Source organism: Streptomyces sp. NPDC030183 (assembly GCF_055573455.1).
The window spans coordinates 11,837-27,611 of the sequence record NZ_JBVIBK010000051.1 but is presented as its reverse complement, the minus strand read 5'-3'; the positions used below and the strand labels follow the sequence as shown (position 1 = coordinate 27,611).

The following is a 15,775-nucleotide window of genomic DNA, read 5'->3' as shown; positions in this document are numbered from 1 at the left end:
GGCTGCACACCTACAATCACCACCGCGGACACACCGCGCTGAAGGGCCAACCACCCGCCAGCCGCGTCCCCAACCTCTCAGGGCAATACACCTAGCGCCTGCCGGACGCCCTCAGCGTGGCGAGCGTCGTGTCGAGGTCGGCCGGGCGCGGGCGGTTGTACGGCAGCCTCGCCAGCAGCGCGGCCATCCCGCAGGTGTCGGTGAGCGCCGAGAGGACGAGACCGCCCGCGACGGCAGCCGACAGCACCTGCCAGGCCGGGTGGAGCAGCCCGAGGCCGAGGCCGACGAGGACGAGGGCGCCGGCGGTGAACCGGACCTGACGCTCCATCGCCCAGGTGGCCCGGGCGCCCCCCTCCGGGCGGCGCAGTTCGTGGCCCCCGGCCGCCCAGGCCGTCGTACCGCCGACGAGGTCCGCCGTCGCGACGCCGTGCTCGGCGAGCAGGGCGCACGCCTTGGCGGACCGCGCGCCCGACCGGCAGACGACCAGCAGCTCGCCGGGGGCCGCCGCCAGTGCGGGCAGCGCGCGCTCAAGGCGGTCGAGCGGGATGTTCAGGGCGCCGGGCAGATGCCCGGAGGCGTACTCGCCGGGCGTGCGGACGTCGACGACGGTCAGGTCCGCCAGGCGCTCGCGGACCTCGTCGACGGCGAGGCGGCGAGGAGCGGCGGTCGGGGGAGGAGTGACGGGAGTGGACATGATGGTCCTGCGATCCTTTCCTGAGGGGGGCGGTAAAATACCCCCAAGGGTATGTAGAGGAAGTGGGTCGGTCGTGGAGTTGCAGTTCGAGGGCGATGAGCTGAAGTCGGTGCTGAACCGGCTGCGCCGGGCGCAGGGGCAGATCTCCGGAGTGATCAAGATGATCGAGGAGGGACGCGACTGCGAGGACGTCGTCACGCAGTTGGCCGCGGCCTCCCGGGCCCTCGACCGGGCGGGATTCGCGATCATCGCCACCGGTCTGCAACAGTGCCTCACCGACACCGAGAGGCACGAGCGGAACGGGGAGACGACGGAGCAGATGCGGGCGCGGCTGGAGAAGCTGTTCCTGTCGCTGGCCTGAGGGGAGGGGTGGGCCCGGCGGGGGCTTCGCCGCCCCGGCGGCGCTGTCATGGGGCGGCCCGTACCGGGCGCCCGGACCCCGCCGGGTCAGACGAGCGCGTCGACCAGCATGAGCGCGGCCATCGCCAGCAGCGCCCAGGCGAAGATCCGCCGCAGGGTGTCACCGGAGACCTTGCCCGCCAGCCGTCTGCCGTCCCAGGCGCCGAGAACGGCGGCCCCCGCGAACGGGGCGACGACCGCCCAGTCGAGGTGCGCGCTCGTCCCTGAGCGGGCGGCCAGCGCGGCCAGCGAGTTCACGGTGATCACCAGCAGGCTGGTCCCGACCGCGTCGCGCATCCGCAGCCCCACCACGTTCACCAGGGCCGGTACGGCGAGGAACCCGCCGCCCACACCGAGGACACCGGTGACCGCGCCGAGCCCCGCGCCGGACGCGGCGACCCGGCTCGCCCGTACGGCCGACTCCGCCCGGCGGGTGGCCGACGGGCGCAGCATCCGATGGGCGGCGAGCCCCGCCACCAGGGCGAACGCCACGGTCAGCAGTCTGTCGGGCAGCCGAGTGGTCAGCGCCCCGCCGAGCGCCGCGGGCACCAGCCCGGCGACCGCGAAGAGCATCCCGCCGCGCCAGCGGACCGCACCGGAACGGGCGTGCGCGGCCAGCGCGGTCGCCGAGGTGAACACGACGATCACCAGACTCGCGGTCGTGGCCGCGGCCGGCCCGAACCCCAGCAGATAGACCAGCGCGGGCACGGCGAGCACACTCCCCCCGCCCCCCAGCGCCCCGAGCGCCACCCCGACCACACCACCGGCGAGCAGGGCGAGAACGAGAGCGCTCATACGACCCGGAGGCCCGTGGCGGGTGCACCGGGTGCGGCGGATGCCGGGGAGGTCGAGCCCGCGGCGGTGTCGGCCGTCGACAGCACCCGTCCGGTGGGGTCGGCCATCGGCAGGCCCGCCTCGGCCGCGTGGGGGAAGGCGTCGTCGATGGCGACGACCCGGTGGCCGGTCGCGTCGAGCAGGGAGGCGGCGATGGCGGCCCGCATCCCTCCGGCGCAGTGCACCCACACCGTGCCGCCGGGTATCTCGGGGAGCCGGTCGCGCAGCCGGTGAACCGGGATGTGCAGGGAACCCGCGATATGGCCGGCCGCCCGCTCGGAGTCGCGCCGGACGTCCAGGACGACGGTCCCCTCGACACCGTGGACCCGCGCCAGGTCGGCGAAGGTGCCGCGCGGGAAGGAGCGCGGACTCTCGCCCTCCCGCACCCAGTCGGCCGGTGAGCCGGTCGCCGCCGCGGCCGGCCGGTCGATCCCGACCCGCACCAACTCCCGCTGAGCCGAGGCGAGTTGCTCGGGTGACTCGGCGAGCAGCGTCACCGGCCTGCCCCACGGCAGCAACCAGGCCAGATACGTGGCGAGCTGCCCCTCCGCCTCGAAGTTCACCGCCCCGGCCACATGTCCCTCGGCGAACGCGACCCGGTTGCGCAGATCCACGACCCACTCGCCCGCCGCCAGCCTTCCGGCGATCTCCTCGGCGTCCGCCGGGGCGGGCGGCGTCAGGTCCACCGGGGCGGGCCCCCGCGCGTTCACCGGCCCTATCCTCGCGTAGTACGCCGGAATGTCGTCGAGGTCGGCCAGGAGGCCGGCGACGAAGGTGTCCACGTCCTTGACCAGCGCCTCGTTGGTCATCCGCTCGTGCCCGACGGTCGTCGCCCCGCCCGTCGCCCGCCCGGCGGAACAGAAACTGCCGAAGCCGTGCGTGGGCAGCACGGTCGTCTCCTCGGGCAGCGTGTCGGCCAGCCGGCGCACGGAGGCGTGCTGCGCGCGGGCCAGCTCGCCGGTCAGCCGGGGCTCGACGAGATCAGGGCGGCCGACCGTGCCGATGAGCAGGGAACCGCCGGTGAACGCGGCCACCGCCCGGCCGCACTCCTCCAGGACGTACGCGGTGTGGTGCGGGGTGTGCCCCGGAGTGGCCACGGCGCGCAGGGTCAGTTCCGCGTCGATCTCCACCGTGTCGCCGTCCCGCACCGGCACCCGGTCGTAGGCGACCCGCGCCCCGGCGGGCACCAGGTACGCGGCGCCGGTCAGCCGGGCCAGCTCCAGCCCACCGGTCACATAGTCGTTGTGGACGTGCGTCTCGACGACGTACGCGATCCGCACGCCCCGCCGCGCCGCGGCCGTGATCATCCGGTCGATGTCGCGCGGCGGATCGACCGCCACAGCACCCCGCGGACCGCCCGCCAGGTAGCTGCGGTTGCCCAGCCCCGGCACCTCGATCGTGTCGACGAAGTACACGGCAGTGCTCCTCTCCTCGTTCCGGCAGCAGATGCCCGAGTCCCCGGAGGTGAATTACCCCCGGGGGTATGCAGGCAACGGTAGCAGAGATACCCAGGGGGGTATACGGGAAGCGTCTCGGGGGCCGTGCGGAGTGGCTGCGGAGGGGCTGCGGCGCGAGGGTCGGGTGCCCGTCGCGGGCGAGCTTTTCGGCCAGTGATCCGCCCGTACGGGAGGGCCTACCCGCTGGTCGGTCCGTAGGGTGACCGTGGACGGGAGACCGTCCGTACGGATCGACGGAAGGGTTCACCATGGCGCAGGAAGTACGCGGCGTGATCGCACCGGGCAAGAACGAACCGGTGCGGATCGAGACGATCGTCGTGCCCGATCCGGGGCCCGGGGAGGCCGTGGTGAAGGTGCAGGCGTGCGGGGTGTGCCACACCGATCTCCACTACAAGCAGGGCGGCATCAACGACGACTTCCCCTTCCTGCTCGGCCATGAGGCGGCGGGCGTGGTGGAGTCGGTCGGCGAGGGCGTCACCGACGTCGTGCCCGGTGACTTCGTGATCCTCAACTGGCGTGCCGTGTGCGGCAACTGCCGCGCCTGTCGACGCGGACGGCCCTGGTACTGCTTCGCCACGCACAACGCCGCCCAGAAGATGACCCTCGCCTCCACCGGTCAGGAACTGTCGCCCGCCCTCGGCATCGGCGCCTTCGCCGAGAAGACGCTCGTCGCCGCCGGGCAGTGCACCAAGGTCGACCCGGCCGCTTCCCCGGCGGTCGCCGGACTGCTGGGCTGCGGGGTGATGGCCGGCATCGGCGCCGCCATCAACACCGGCAATGTGGGCCGCGGCGACAGTGTCGCCGTCATCGGCTGCGGCGGCGTCGGGGACGCGGCCATCGCCGGGTCGCTGCTGGCCGGCGCCGAGAAGATCATCGCCGTCGACATCGACGACCGGAAGCTGACCACCGCGAAGAAGCTGGGCGCCACCCACACCGTCAACTCCCGTGAGACCGACCCCGTCGAGGCGATCCGCGAGCTGACCGGTGGCTTCGGCGCCGACGTCGTCATCGAGGCGGTGGGCCGCCCCGAGACGTACGAGCAGGCGTTCTACGCCCGTGACCTGGCCGGAACGGTCGTCCTGGTCGGCGTGCCCACCCCCGACATGAAGCTGGAACTCCCGCTCCTCGACGTGTTCGGCCGGGGTGGCGCCCTGAAGTCCTCCTGGTACGGCGACTGCCTGCCCGACCGGGACTTCCCCATGCTGATCAACCTCTACCTCCAGGGCCGTCTGGACCTGGAGGCGTTCGTCACCGAGACCATCGGACTCGACGACGTGGAGAAGGCGTTCGAGCGGATGCACGCCGGGGACGTCCTGCGTTCGGTGGTGACGCTCTGATGGCCACCCGTATCGAACACCTCGTCACGTCCGGCACGTTCAGCCTGGACGGCGGTACCTGGGACGTCGACAACAACGTGTGGATCGTCGGCGACGACCACGAGGTCGTCGTCATCGACGCCGCCCATGACGCCGACGCCATCGCGGAGGCCATCGGCGACCGCCGGCTGACGGCCATCATCTGCACCCACGCCCACAACGACCACATCGACGCCGCGCCCGCCCTCGCCGACCGCACCGGCGCGCCGATCTGGCTGCACCCGGACGACATGCCGCTCTGGAAGCAGACCCACCCGGACCGGCAGCCCGACCACTGGCTCGCCGACGGCCAGATCATCGAGACCGCGGGCGCCGACCTCACCGTCCTGCACACCCCCGGCCACGCGCCGGGCGCCGTCTGCCTCTACGACCCGGGCCTCGGCACGGTCTTCACCGGCGACACCCTCTTCGCGGGCGGTCCCGGCGCCACCGGCCGTTCCTACTCCCACTTCCCGACCATCATCGACTCCATCCGAGGCCGCCTGCTGACCCTGCCGCCCGACACGGTCGTCCGCACCGGCCACGGCGACAGCACCACCATCGGCGCCGAGGCGCCGAGCCTCCAGGAGTGGATCGACCGGGGCCACTGAGCCCCGCCGCGTCCGACTCCGCACCCGCGCCCCACGTGGTACCGGCGCCCCACTTGGCACCCGCGCTCCGCGTGGTGCCGGCTGCCGCGAAGGCATGGCAGCCGGCACCCCCGGGGTGCCGGAGCCCACGAGTCGCGGCCTGCCTCAGCAGCCGACGGCCCACGGCGGCGGTTCGAGGCTGCCGCCGGGGCGTGTCCCAGGGCGCCGGCCGGGCGGGCGTGTCCAAGGCTGCCGGGCGGGGCGTCCGATCGGTTCGCCTCAGCCCGTCGCCGCCGTGACCGGTAGGAGGAGCGCGGTGACGTTGTCCCGTCCGCCGGCCTCCAGGGCGTACGACACCAGCGCCCGCGCCCCGGCGAGCGGGCCGACCCCGCGCACCACGTCCCTGAGCCCGCCCGCGTCCGGCAGATACCGCCACAGCCCGTCGCTGCACAGCAGCAACCGGCCACGGCCGCCGGGCCGACGGCTTCGGACGTGCGGCACGGCCTCGTCCGCGTCGGCACCCAGCCATGCGGTGAGGCCCTCCGATTCACCCGTGTCGTCCTCGGTGAGCACCGTGCCGGCACCCTCGTCCGGCAGCCAGTACGCACGGCTGTCACCGACCGAGGCGCTCCACAGGCCCTCCGGTCCCACGACGCCCGCGACCCAGGTGCACGCCGGAGCGACCCCGTTGCGCCCCTCGGCCCCGGCCTTGGCCAGCCCGGCCACCGCCCGCCCCGCGCGACGGGCGGCCTCGACGAGCGCGACCTCCGGCAGCACACCGGAATCCACCAGCCTCGCGAGCGAGGTGGCGCTCACCTCGCTCGCGAGGCGGGCGGCCCGCTCGGCACGCGGCGCCATCGACACGCCGTCGCAGACGACGCCGATCGTCCACGCCCCGCGCGTGACCAGCGCCATCGCGTCCGCGTTGATCTCGCGCCGCAGTCCCCGGTCGCTCACCCCGGCCGCACCGCCGCCGGCCGCCTCGATCTCCAGGCGGGCGCGGAAGGCGGCCCGGGCCTCGCCGCAGTCCCAGCAGTGCCCGTCCGGGGCGACCGTTCCACCACACCGTGCGCAGGGTGCCGTCTCGTCCATGATCCGCGCATCCTGCCAGGCGCACACCGCGCGGGAAAGCGAGAAAAGGCGACAGAGGATGTCCGGCTTCTCGGAGAGGCTCGTGTCGAGGACGCCGGGACGCACCCGGCGTCGGTCAAGGTGACAGTCGTACGCACACGGGAGGTCGGGCATGGTGAAGCCGTTGGACGGAAAGGTCGCGCTGGTGGCGGGGGCGACCCGCGGAGCGGGGCGCGGCATCGCGGTCGAACTGGGGGCGGCCGGGGCCACCGTCTACGTGACGGGGCGCAGCACACGGCAGCGGCGGTCGGAGTACGACCGTCCGGAGACGCTCGAGGACACGGCCGACCTGGTCACCGAGGCGGGCGGACGCGGCATCGCCGTCCCCACGGACCACCTCGAACCGGACCAGGTGAAGGCCCTGGTGGGCCGGATCGACAAGGAGCAGGGCCGACTCGACGTCCTGGTGAACGACATCTGGGGCGGCGAGAAGCTCTTCGCGTGGGACGCCCCGCTCTGGGAGCACGACCTCGACGACGGTCTGCGGCTGCTGCGGCTGGCCGTGGAGACCCACGCGATCACCAGCCACCACGCGCTGCCCCTGATGCTGCGCCACCCCGGCGGCCTGGTCGTCGAGATGACCGACGGAACCGCCGACTACAACCGCGACACCTACCGTGTCTCCTTCTTCTACGACCTCGCCAAGTCCGCCGTCCTGCGCATGGCGTTCGCCCTCGGCCATGAACTCGGCCCGCGCGGCGCCACGGCCGTCGCCCTCACCCCGGGCTGGCTGCGCTCGGAGATCATGCTCGACACGTACGGCGTGACCGAGGACAACTGGCGCGACGCGCTGGCCAGCGTCCCCCACTTCGCGATCTCCGAGACCCCGCGCTACGTCGGCCGGGCCGTCGCCGCACTCGCCGCCGACCCGGACGTCGCCCGCCACAACGGCGCGTCCCTCTCCAGCGGCGGCCTCGCACAGGTCTACGGCTTCACCGACCTGGACGGCAGCCGCCCGGACGCCTGGCGCTACCTCGTCGAGGTCCAGGACGCGAACAAGCCGGCCGACACCACCGGCTACCGCTGACCCCCGCCCAGCGACTGCACCTGCCAGCGCGCCGGGTGCCCCGGCTCCAGCGCCAGATCCTGCCGTACGGCGGCGTAGTAGCCTTCACGCCCGGCGCGCTGACGGTCCAGCAGGACCTGCCAGGCGCCGGGGTCACGGGTCCCGGCCCGCAGGAACTCCTCCATCTCCAGCACGACCACGACCCACGCCCGAGCCTTCTCCACCACCTCCGGACTGCCGAGGAGGAGAAGCGCCTCACCGGCCGGGTCACGGGCGACGGTCGCCTCCGCCTGGAGCGGCGCGGCCTCCTCCGGGGACAGCGGGTGGGGATGCGGATCGTCACCGAGGTGGGAGGCGACCCGGTAGGCCAGGGTGACGGACTGTTTCAAGGACCGGGCCCAGTCCGCGTACACCGTGAGGCGGCGCTCCTCCCACCGCGCGGCCTGCTCACGACGGAAGCGGGCCTCGTCACCGCGCACGACGACGAGATACGAGCCGAGCGCGCCGATCACCACGCCGAGCAGGGCCGGGAGTTGCTGGATGAAGATTGACATGGCCGCACCGTAGCCGAGAGCAAGATCGCGTCGCTTCTGCCGGGGTGATCGGTCGCGCAGTACGTTCCGCCGTACGGAGACGACGGGACGCTTTGCGGGGTACGGCGTGCTGCTCGACGCTGCGACGTCGGCGACCGGGACTCCGCCGAGGCGGCCGTCGCGCACGCCGTCGCGTTCCTGGCCTCCGAGGACGCCGCCCGGATCACGGGGACGACGCGTAGGGGCGGCGGACGGCGGCACGCGGTGCGCGCCCTTTCCCTTCCCCCTTTTATTTCCTGCGTTTCTCGCGCTTGCCGGAATTGCTGAAAGTTGCCCCGACGTACCCCCCTACAGACGACTGCAAGGCGGCTGAAAGAGCGTCATACGCGAACGATCCGGACAGCTTGAAAAGTTCGTTGAATATTTGAACGGGGCGTCAGTTCTTCACGTACTCGATGGCGTGAGCAGGAATCCCGTTACCGTCACCGTGGCGTATCACGTGGTGCCGGGGCGTGAGGCCGACTTCCACTCGTGGGGGTGGGCCGCGCTGCGCGCGAGCGCGTGCCGGCCGGGCTTTCTGGGGGGTGGCGTACTGGTCGACGGAGAGGCGGAATGGCATGTGGTCTACCGCTTCGCCACGGAGGATTCGGCCAGGACCTGGGAGAACTCCCTGGCCAGAGCCGAATGGGCGGCACGCGCCGAAGGGCTGGCCCAGGAGACCGGGCGCCGGAGCGTGACGGGCTCCAAGGCGTGGTTCGACTCGCAGACCGCCCGGGAGCCGGCGCCGTCCGCCCCGCGTCCGCCCCCGAAATGGAAACTCTGGCTGGTGAATATGAGCGCGGTGTTCCCGCCCGTGCTCTTGTTCAACATGCTGGTGCTCCCTTATCTCGCCGATCTCAATCCACTGTTCCGAACACTTCTGCTGTGTCTGTCCGTGACGGCCATCGTCACCTGGATTCTCATGCCGAGACTCCAGCGATCGCTCAAGAAATGGCTGTACCCGCCGCTGCAGGCGCTGCGCGGCCGGCACAAACGTCGGACTGCCCAGGTCCGGGAACGATCAGAGGGGGGTGAGCGGGTTGAAGACCTTGCTCATCGACAATTATGACTCGTACACGTACAACCTGTTCCAGCTGATCGCCGAGGTCAACGGCGAGGAGCCGGTGGTCGTGCTGAACGACGCCTCGCCCGACGGCATCCCGGAACTGCGGGAGTTCGACAACGTCGTGGTGTCGCCCGGGCCCGGCCACCCTTCGCAGCCCCGTGACCTCGGCATCGCCGCGCGCGTCATCGCCGAGGCCGCGATCCCCGTCCTGGGCGTCTGCCTGGGCCACCAGGGCATCGCGGCGGGGGAGCGGGCCGACGTCGAGCCCGCCCCGTGGCCCCGCCACGGACATCTCTCCACGGTCCGGCACGACGGCCGTGACCTGTTCCGCGGACTGCCGCAGAACTTCACCGTCGTCCGCTACCACTCGCTGTCCGTGCGCGAACCGCTCCCGCCGGCCCTGGAGGCCACCGCCTGGTCCGAGGACGGCGTCCTCATGGGCCTGCGCCACCGCGAACGGCCGCTGTGGGGCGTGCAGTTCCATCCGGAGTCCGTCCTCACCGACCACGGCCACCGCCTGCTGGAGAACTTCCGCGACCTCACCGCGGAACGAGCCGGCGGCCCCCCTACGAGAAGCTCCCACGGCCCTCTCCCCGCCCCGCCGGGGAGCACCGCCCCGGTCACCCCCCGGGCCCGTACGGCGACCACCGCGCCGGTCATCCCGCCGGCCCGCACGGCGAGCACCGCCGTCACCCCCCTGTCCGGCGCCATCCCCCGCCCCCGCCGCGCCCCCGGCCCCGCGTACCGGCTGCACACCCGCCGTATCGCCACCGCCGTCGACGCCGAGGCCGCCTTCACCCGGATGCACGCCGACGCGTCGCGCGCCTTCTGGCTGGACAGCTCCCGCGTCGAGGAGGGCCTGTCCCGGTTCTCGTTCTTCGGCGACGGCACCGGCCCCCTCGCCGAGCTCGTCCGCTACGACGTCGACAGCGGCGTCTGCGAGATCGAGCGCGAGGGACGGCCCACCCGCCGGGTCCGCGCGAGCGTCTACGACTACCTCAAACGGCAGCTGGCGAGCCGCAAGGTCGACGCCACCGGCCTCCCCTTCGACTTCACCGGCGGCTACGTCGGCTACTTCGGCTACGAACTCAAGGCCGACGGCGGCTCCCCGAACCGCCACACCGCCGACACTCCCGACGCCTGCTGGCTGTTCGCGGACCGGCTGATCGCCGTCGACCACCAGGAGGGCCACACCTACGCCCTCTGCCTCGCCGAGGACACCCCCGCCGCCGCCCGTGAGGCGGGCGACTGGCTCGACACGGCCCTCGCCCAGCTGACCTTCATCGCCGCCCGCCCCACCCCGCCCCCGCGGTCGTCCGCGCCGTACCCGCGCGCCGCCGAACCCTGGCTCGTCCGCGACCGCGCCACCTACCTCGCCGACATCGACGCCTGCAAGGCGGAACTGCGCGCGGGCACCAGCTACGAGGTCTGTCTGACCAACGCCGTCCGTTTACCGGCCCCGTACGACCCCTACGACTTCTACCGGGCGCTGCGCCGTGTCAACCCCGCCCCGTACGCCGCTTTCCTGAGGTTCGGCGACCTCGACATCGCGGGCTCCTCGCCCGAACGCTTCCTGCGGATCACCCGCGACGGCGTCGCCGAGGCCAAACCCATCAAGGGCACCGCCCCACGAGGCGCCACACCGGAGGAGGACGACCGGCTGCGGGACCGGCTCGCCGCGGACGCCAAGACCCGCGCCGAGAACCTGATGATCGTCGACCTGCTCCGCAACGACCTCGGCCGGGTCTCACGGACCGGCACGGTACGCGTCCCCCGCCTCATGGCCACCGAGACGTACGCCACCGTGCACCAGCTCGTCTCCACCGTCGAGGGGCGGCTGCGCGAGGGCACCGACGCCGTGGACTGCGTCCGGGCCTGCTTCCCGGGGGGCTCCATGACCGGGGCGCCCAAACTGCGCACGATGGAGATCATCGACACCCTGGAGACCGAGGCGAGGGGCGTGTACTCGGGTGCCCTCGGCTACCTCGGCTGCGGGGGCGGAGCCGACCTCAACATCGTCATCCGCACCGCCGTGTTCCAGGGCGGACGCATGCACCTGGGCGCCGGCGGCGCGATCGTCCTCGACTCCGACCCCGCCGCCGAGTACGACGAGATGCTCCTGAAGACCGCGGCACTCATGCGGGCCCACCGCGAACACGCCTCCGCTCCCGCCGTCACCGAGGAGACCGCCCGATGACGACGACACCGCACCCCTCGCCGACCGGGACCGTCGCCGGCATCCCCGCCCAGCGCGCCGCCTCCGCCGCCTCGGCCCCCTCGGCGGCCGCGCAGGCCGACGCCGACGCCCCCGGAAACCTCGCCGCCCACCTGGCCGCCCTCGCCGACCGCCGCGGCTGGAGGGACCGGCCGGCCTTCCACCAGGGCCACCGGGCCCACTCGCACGGTGAGATCCACGACCTGGCGGCCCGCACGGCCACCGTGCTGCACGACCACGGGGTGCGCCCCGGCGACCGCGTCCTGCTGGCCCTGCCCGACTCCCTCGCCTGGGTCACCACCTTCCTCGCACTCGCCCGACTGGGCGCGGTCGCGGTCTTGGCCAACCCCGAACTCCCGCCGCCCGACCTGCGGTTCATGGCGGACGACGCCGAGGCCGCGCTGTGGGTGACGGGACCCGGCCTGGACCGCACCCCCCCGGCCCGCACGACCCCGCCCGCCGCGGCCCCCCGAGCGCCGCGCCTCGGCTCCGACCAGCTGACCGCGCTGGCCGCGACGGCGCGGCCCATGCGCACGGCGCACCCGGCGGACGCCCGGACCCCGCTCTACATCCAGTACACGTCCGGCACCACGGGCCGCCCCAAGGGCGTCGTCCACGTCCACGGCGACCCGAGGACCTACCACGACCTCATCGGCCGCCGGGTCCTGCGCGTCACCCCCGACGACGTCGCCCTCTCCGTCTCCCGGCTCTACTTCGCCTACGGCTTCGGCAACGCCTTCGTCTTCCCCCTCTTCTCCGGCTCCAGCGCGGTCCTCACCGACCGCCGGCCCACCCCCGCGGTCGTGGACGAGCTGGTCGCCCGCCACCGGGTGACCCTGCTGTACTCGGTGCCGTCGGCGTACGCCGCCCTCGTCACCGACCTGGCCGACGGCCACGAGAACTGTTTCGCCTCGGTCCGCGCGGCGGTCTCCGCCGGCGAGGGCATGCCCGTCGGCCTCGGGAAACATGTCACCGAACTGCTGGGGGCGCCCGTCCTGGAGCAGATCGGCTCCACCGAGGCGGGACACGCCTTCTGCGCCAACGGCTTCGACCACAACCACCCCGGCACCGTCGGCCGCCCCGTCCCCGGCTTCGAGATCGAACTGCGGGACCGCGCCGGGAACCCCGTGCCGGACGGCGAGACCGGCGAACTGTGGGTGCGCGGCCCTACGGTGACGCCCGGCTACCTCAACCGGCCCGAGGAGACCGAACGGGCCCTGGCCGGCGGCTGGCTGGGCACCCGGGACCGGGCCCGCCGCGAACCCGACGGCACCTACCGGCACCTGGGCCGCGCCGACGACATGGAGATGGTCGGCGGCATCACCGTCTCCCCGCTGGAGGTGGAGGACCTGCTGCGGACCCACCCGGCGGTGCGGGACGTCGCCGTCGTCGCCGTCACCGACGAACGGGGCGCGAGCCGTCTGCGGGCCTTCGTCGTGCCCGTCCCGCCCATCGCGGTCGGGCTGGAGGCCGAACTCGTCTGCATGGCCCGCGACAACCTCGCCGCCTACAAGGTCCCCCGCGGCGTGAGCTTCGTGCCCACCCTGCCCCGCACCGCGACCGGCAAGCTCCGTCGGCACCTCGTCCGCCGAGGGGCGTGGTGAGCCATGGCCGGCCCGCCGGCCCGCGTCCCCGCAGCAGCCCCCGTCCCCGCACCAGCCCCCGCAGAAAGGTTGGGCACCATGCGACACCAGCAGCATGCCGGGCCGAGCGCGTCGCCCGTACCGGCCAGGCGCGGCTTCTACCTGGGCTCGATGCTCAGGGAGGCCGCCGACCGCCACGGGCCGGTCTTCGTCACCCTCGACCGGCCCCTCGACGTCGCCCCCGCCGCCGGGACCGACCTCACGTACGCCACCCTCGCCGACCTCGTCGACGAACTCTCCGGCCGCCTCTGGGAAGCGGGCGTACGCCCCTCCGAGCAGGTCGTCGTCCACAAGGCGGACAACGTCGACATCGTCCTGCTGACCTGCGCGGTCTCCCGTATCGGCGCCGTCCCCGTGCTGCTGTCGCCCGGTCTCGCGGGCCCCGTCGTCGGACAGCTCCTCGCACGCCTCCACCGGCCCTGGCTGATCACCGACCGGGCCACACTCGACGGCCCGCTGCGGGACGCCGACCTCACCGGCGCCGTCCGGCGCGCACTGTCCGTGGACGACGCCCCGGGAGCCGAACCGCTGGAGAAGTACGCGGGCGCGGCGACCCCCGCCGCCGTACGCCTCCATCCCCGCGAGCCCTCCCTGATCACCCACAGCTCCGGCACGACCGGCGTCCCCAAGCTCGCCGTGCACTGCCCCCACACCATGTGGAACCGGCTCGTCCCGCAGAAGGCCATGGGCTGGCCCACCCGGGGCGAGACCGCCGCGCTGCACATGTCGTTCGCGCACTCGCGCTTCTACCATCTGCTCGGCGTCCTGCTGCACTTCGGCAGCCCGCTCGTCCTCGTCGTCGACCCCGAGCCGGCGAACGTGGGCCCGCTGCTCGCCCGCCACCGCCCCGGCATCGTCGAGACGCACCCCAACACCTTCGTCCTGTGGGAGGAACTGGCCGACGCGCCCGGCGCCCCGCTGTCCCGCGTCCGCTCCTACGGCTCCACCTTCGACGCCATCCACCCGAGGACGGTGCGGCGGCTGCTCGACGCGTCCCGGCGGCGCACCCCGTGGCTGATCCAGCTGTACGGGCAGAGCGAGACGGGCCCGGTCGCCTTCCAGTGGTTCACCCGCCGCAGCGCCGCCCGCGCGGACGGCCGCCGGGTCGGCATCGGCATCCCCGGTTTCACCCGCGTCCGGGTCACCGACGAGACGGGCCGCCGGGTCGCCCCCGGCACACCCGGCCGCATCGAGGCCCGCACCCGCGGCCGCATCCTCACCTACCTCGGCGCCCGCGACCGCTATCTGCGCCAACTCGACGGCGGCTGGTGGCAGATGGGCGACATGGGCTACCAGAGCCGCTGGGGCGCCCTGCACCTCATCGACCGGGAGATCGACCAGATCGACTCCGTCCACAGCAACCTGGAGGTCGAGGACACCCTGATGTCCCGTCTGGAGGAGCTGCGCGAGGTCGTCATCGTCCCCGGCACCGACCGCGAACCCGTCCCCGTGGTCTGCGTACGCGGCGAGCTTCCCCTGGACCCGGTGCGCTGGCGGGAGGCCACCGCGGACCTGCCGGCCATGGCGGAGCCGAGGCAGTGGCGGTTCCAGGACCTGCCCATGACCGCCACGTGGAAGGTCAAGCGGGTCGAGATCACCCGCATGCTCACCGAGGGCGCCCGCACATGACGACGCCCCCGGTACTCGTCGTGGGCGCCGGCCCGGTCGGTCTCTCCGCCGCCCTCGCCCTGCGCGCCCGCGGCCTCCCCGTGGTCCTGATCGAAGCCGACCCCGAGGGCCGCGAACGCCGCGGCAGCCGGGCCCTGTTCGTCCACCGCGAGACGTTGGAGCTGCTGGAGGGGATGCGTCCCGGACTGGCGTCGAGGATCACCGCGTACGGCCGCACCTGGCACACCCGACGCACCCTCTACCGGGGCCGCGAGGTCTACGCGCGCACCTTCCCGACGCCCACCGGCCCCCCGCCCTTCACCAGCCTCCGCCAGGCCGACACCGAGCGCTTCCTGCGCGCCGCCTGCGAGGACGCCGGAGTGGAGTTCGTGTGGGATACGCGGATCACCGGCGTGCACACCGACCCGGCCGGGGTGCGGCTCACCGACGCCGACGGCCGCACCTGGGCCGGCACCCACGCCGTCGCCGCCGACGGCGCCCGCTCCGCCGTACGGCGCGAACTCGGCATCGCCCTGGAGGGCACGCACGGCGAGGGCTTCCACGTCGTCGTCGACGTCGCCGACATCCCCGGCGCCGAACTGCCCCTGGAGCGGGTCTTCCACTACGAGCACCCGGCGCTCGGCCACCGCAGCGTCATGCGCGTGCCGTTCACCGGCGGCTTCCAACTCGACCTGCAGTGCCGGGACGACGACACGACCGAGGAGTACGGCACCGAGGAGGCCGTACGGCGCTGGCTGCCCGAGGTCGTCGGCGACGGTCACGCCGACCGCGTCCTGTGGGTGTCCACCTACCGCTTCCTGCGCAAGGTCGCCGCCGACTTCACCGACCCGCACCGCCGGGTGCTGCTCGCCGGTGAGGCCGCCCACCTCTTCCCGCCGTTCGGGGCGCGCGGCATGAACAGCGGGATCGCGGACGCGGCCGCCGCCGCCCGGGCGATCGCCGACGGCACTCCCGAGGCCGTCGCCGGGTTCGCCGAGGTACGGCGCGCCGCGGGCCTCTTCAACAGCGCCGCCGCCGGCACCGCGCTGGACCATCTGCGGCCCCGCCGCCGTATCGTCCGCGTCAAACAGCGCGCGGCGGCGGCCCTCGCCCCCGTCGTCCCCCGGTGCGGCGCCTGGCTGGAGCACGCGCCGTACGGCCCCCGTCACGGCGCCCCGGCCGTCGCGGGCCGCAAGTACTGAACC

General features: G+C 73.5%; 14 protein-coding genes. 9 read left to right on the top strand and 5 right to left on the bottom strand.

The genetic code is table 11. The annotated features are described in order from the left end of the window. Positions 1 to 91: 91 nt before the first annotated feature. On the bottom strand, positions 92 to 694 hold the full coding sequence (locus ACZ4Z2_RS36295) for a rhodanese-like domain-containing protein (RefSeq protein WP_468081957.1): 603 nt from the start codon (positions 692 to 694) through the stop codon (positions 92 to 94). A 73-nt stretch (positions 695 to 767) separates the two neighbouring features. Here ACZ4Z2_RS36295 and ACZ4Z2_RS36290 point away from each other — a divergent pair, with 73 nt between their 5' ends. Next, positions 768 to 1,055 carry a metal-sensitive transcriptional regulator gene (locus tag ACZ4Z2_RS36290; protein ID WP_468081956.1) on the top strand — a complete coding sequence of 96 codons (288 nt, stop codon included), beginning with the start codon at positions 768 to 770 and terminating at the stop codon, positions 1,053 to 1,055. Positions 1,056 to 1,141: 86 nt separating this feature from the next. Here the strand turns inward: ACZ4Z2_RS36290 and ACZ4Z2_RS36285 are convergent, their stop codons facing one another. Further along, on the bottom strand, positions 1,142 to 1,888 hold the full coding sequence (locus ACZ4Z2_RS36285) for a sulfite exporter TauE/SafE family protein (protein WP_468081954.1): 747 nt from the start codon (positions 1,886 to 1,888) through the stop codon (positions 1,142 to 1,144). Then, positions 1,885 to 3,342: an MBL fold metallo-hydrolase gene (locus tag ACZ4Z2_RS36280; protein ID WP_468081952.1), complete on the bottom strand. Its 1,458-nt coding sequence runs from the start codon at positions 3,340 to 3,342 to the stop codon at positions 1,885 to 1,887. Before ACZ4Z2_RS36280 ends, ACZ4Z2_RS36285 begins: the two co-directional genes overlap by 4 nt. A 290-nt stretch (positions 3,343 to 3,632) precedes the next feature. Here ACZ4Z2_RS36280 and ACZ4Z2_RS36275 point away from each other — a divergent pair, with 290 nt between their 5' ends. Both ACZ4Z2_RS36275 and ACZ4Z2_RS36270 read left to right on the top strand, forming a co-directional pair. Beyond that, positions 3,633 to 4,721, top strand: a complete 1,089-nt coding sequence (locus tag ACZ4Z2_RS36275; RefSeq protein ID WP_468081951.1) for an S-(hydroxymethyl)mycothiol dehydrogenase — start codon at positions 3,633 to 3,635, stop codon at positions 4,719 to 4,721. Next, entirely contained in the window at positions 4,721 to 5,350 is a 630-nt protein-coding gene (locus tag ACZ4Z2_RS36270) for an MBL fold metallo-hydrolase (protein WP_468081949.1), read from the top strand. The genes ACZ4Z2_RS36275 and ACZ4Z2_RS36270 overlap by 1 nt, the downstream gene beginning before the upstream one ends. A 258-nt stretch (positions 5,351 to 5,608) precedes the next feature. On the opposite strand, the gene ACZ4Z2_RS36265 is transcribed toward ACZ4Z2_RS36270, so the two are convergent. Next, on the bottom strand, positions 5,609 to 6,421 hold the full coding sequence (locus ACZ4Z2_RS36265; RefSeq protein WP_468081948.1) for a PP2C family protein-serine/threonine phosphatase: 813 nt from the start codon (positions 6,419 to 6,421) through the stop codon (positions 5,609 to 5,611). Between the two features lie 151 nt (positions 6,422 to 6,572). Between ACZ4Z2_RS36265 and ACZ4Z2_RS36260 the strand changes: the two genes are divergently transcribed. Continuing rightward, entirely contained in the window at positions 6,573 to 7,487 is a 915-nt protein-coding gene (locus ACZ4Z2_RS36260; protein ID WP_468081946.1) for an SDR family oxidoreductase, read from the top strand. Here the strand turns inward: ACZ4Z2_RS36260 and ACZ4Z2_RS36255 are convergent. After that, entirely contained in the window at positions 7,478 to 8,020 is a 543-nt protein-coding gene (locus ACZ4Z2_RS36255; protein ID WP_468081945.1) for a hypothetical protein, read from the bottom strand. The two genes, ACZ4Z2_RS36260 and ACZ4Z2_RS36255, sit on opposite strands and share 10 nt — an antisense overlap. A 439-nt stretch (positions 8,021 to 8,459) precedes the next feature. Here ACZ4Z2_RS36255 and ACZ4Z2_RS36250 point away from each other — a divergent pair, with 439 nt between their 5' ends. The 5 genes from ACZ4Z2_RS36250 (at position 8,460) to ACZ4Z2_RS36230 (ending at position 15,772) form a co-directional block, all read left to right on the top strand. After that, positions 8,460 to 9,107: a hypothetical protein gene (locus ACZ4Z2_RS36250; protein ID WP_468081943.1), complete on the top strand. Its 648-nt coding sequence runs from the start codon at positions 8,460 to 8,462 to the stop codon at positions 9,105 to 9,107. Beyond that, on the top strand, positions 9,079 to 11,301 hold the full coding sequence (gene pabB, locus ACZ4Z2_RS36245) for an aminodeoxychorismate synthase component I (RefSeq protein WP_468081942.1): 2,223 nt from the start codon (positions 9,079 to 9,081) through the stop codon (positions 11,299 to 11,301). The genes ACZ4Z2_RS36250 and pabB overlap by 29 nt, the downstream gene beginning before the upstream one ends. Then, positions 11,298 to 12,923, top strand: a complete 1,626-nt coding sequence (locus tag ACZ4Z2_RS36240) for an AMP-binding protein (protein WP_468081941.1) — start codon at positions 11,298 to 11,300, stop codon at positions 12,921 to 12,923. The genes pabB and ACZ4Z2_RS36240 overlap by 4 nt, the downstream gene beginning before the upstream one ends. Positions 12,924 to 13,001: 78 nt before the next feature. Continuing rightward, a complete protein-coding gene (locus ACZ4Z2_RS36235) occupies positions 13,002 to 14,591 on the top strand; it encodes a class I adenylate-forming enzyme family protein (protein WP_468081939.1) in 1,590 nt (529 codons plus the stop codon). Further along, entirely contained in the window at positions 14,588 to 15,772 is a 1,185-nt protein-coding gene (locus ACZ4Z2_RS36230; protein ID WP_468081937.1) for an FAD-dependent oxidoreductase, read from the top strand. The genes ACZ4Z2_RS36235 and ACZ4Z2_RS36230 overlap by 4 nt, the downstream gene beginning before the upstream one ends. Positions 15,773 to 15,775 lie beyond the last annotated feature (3 nt).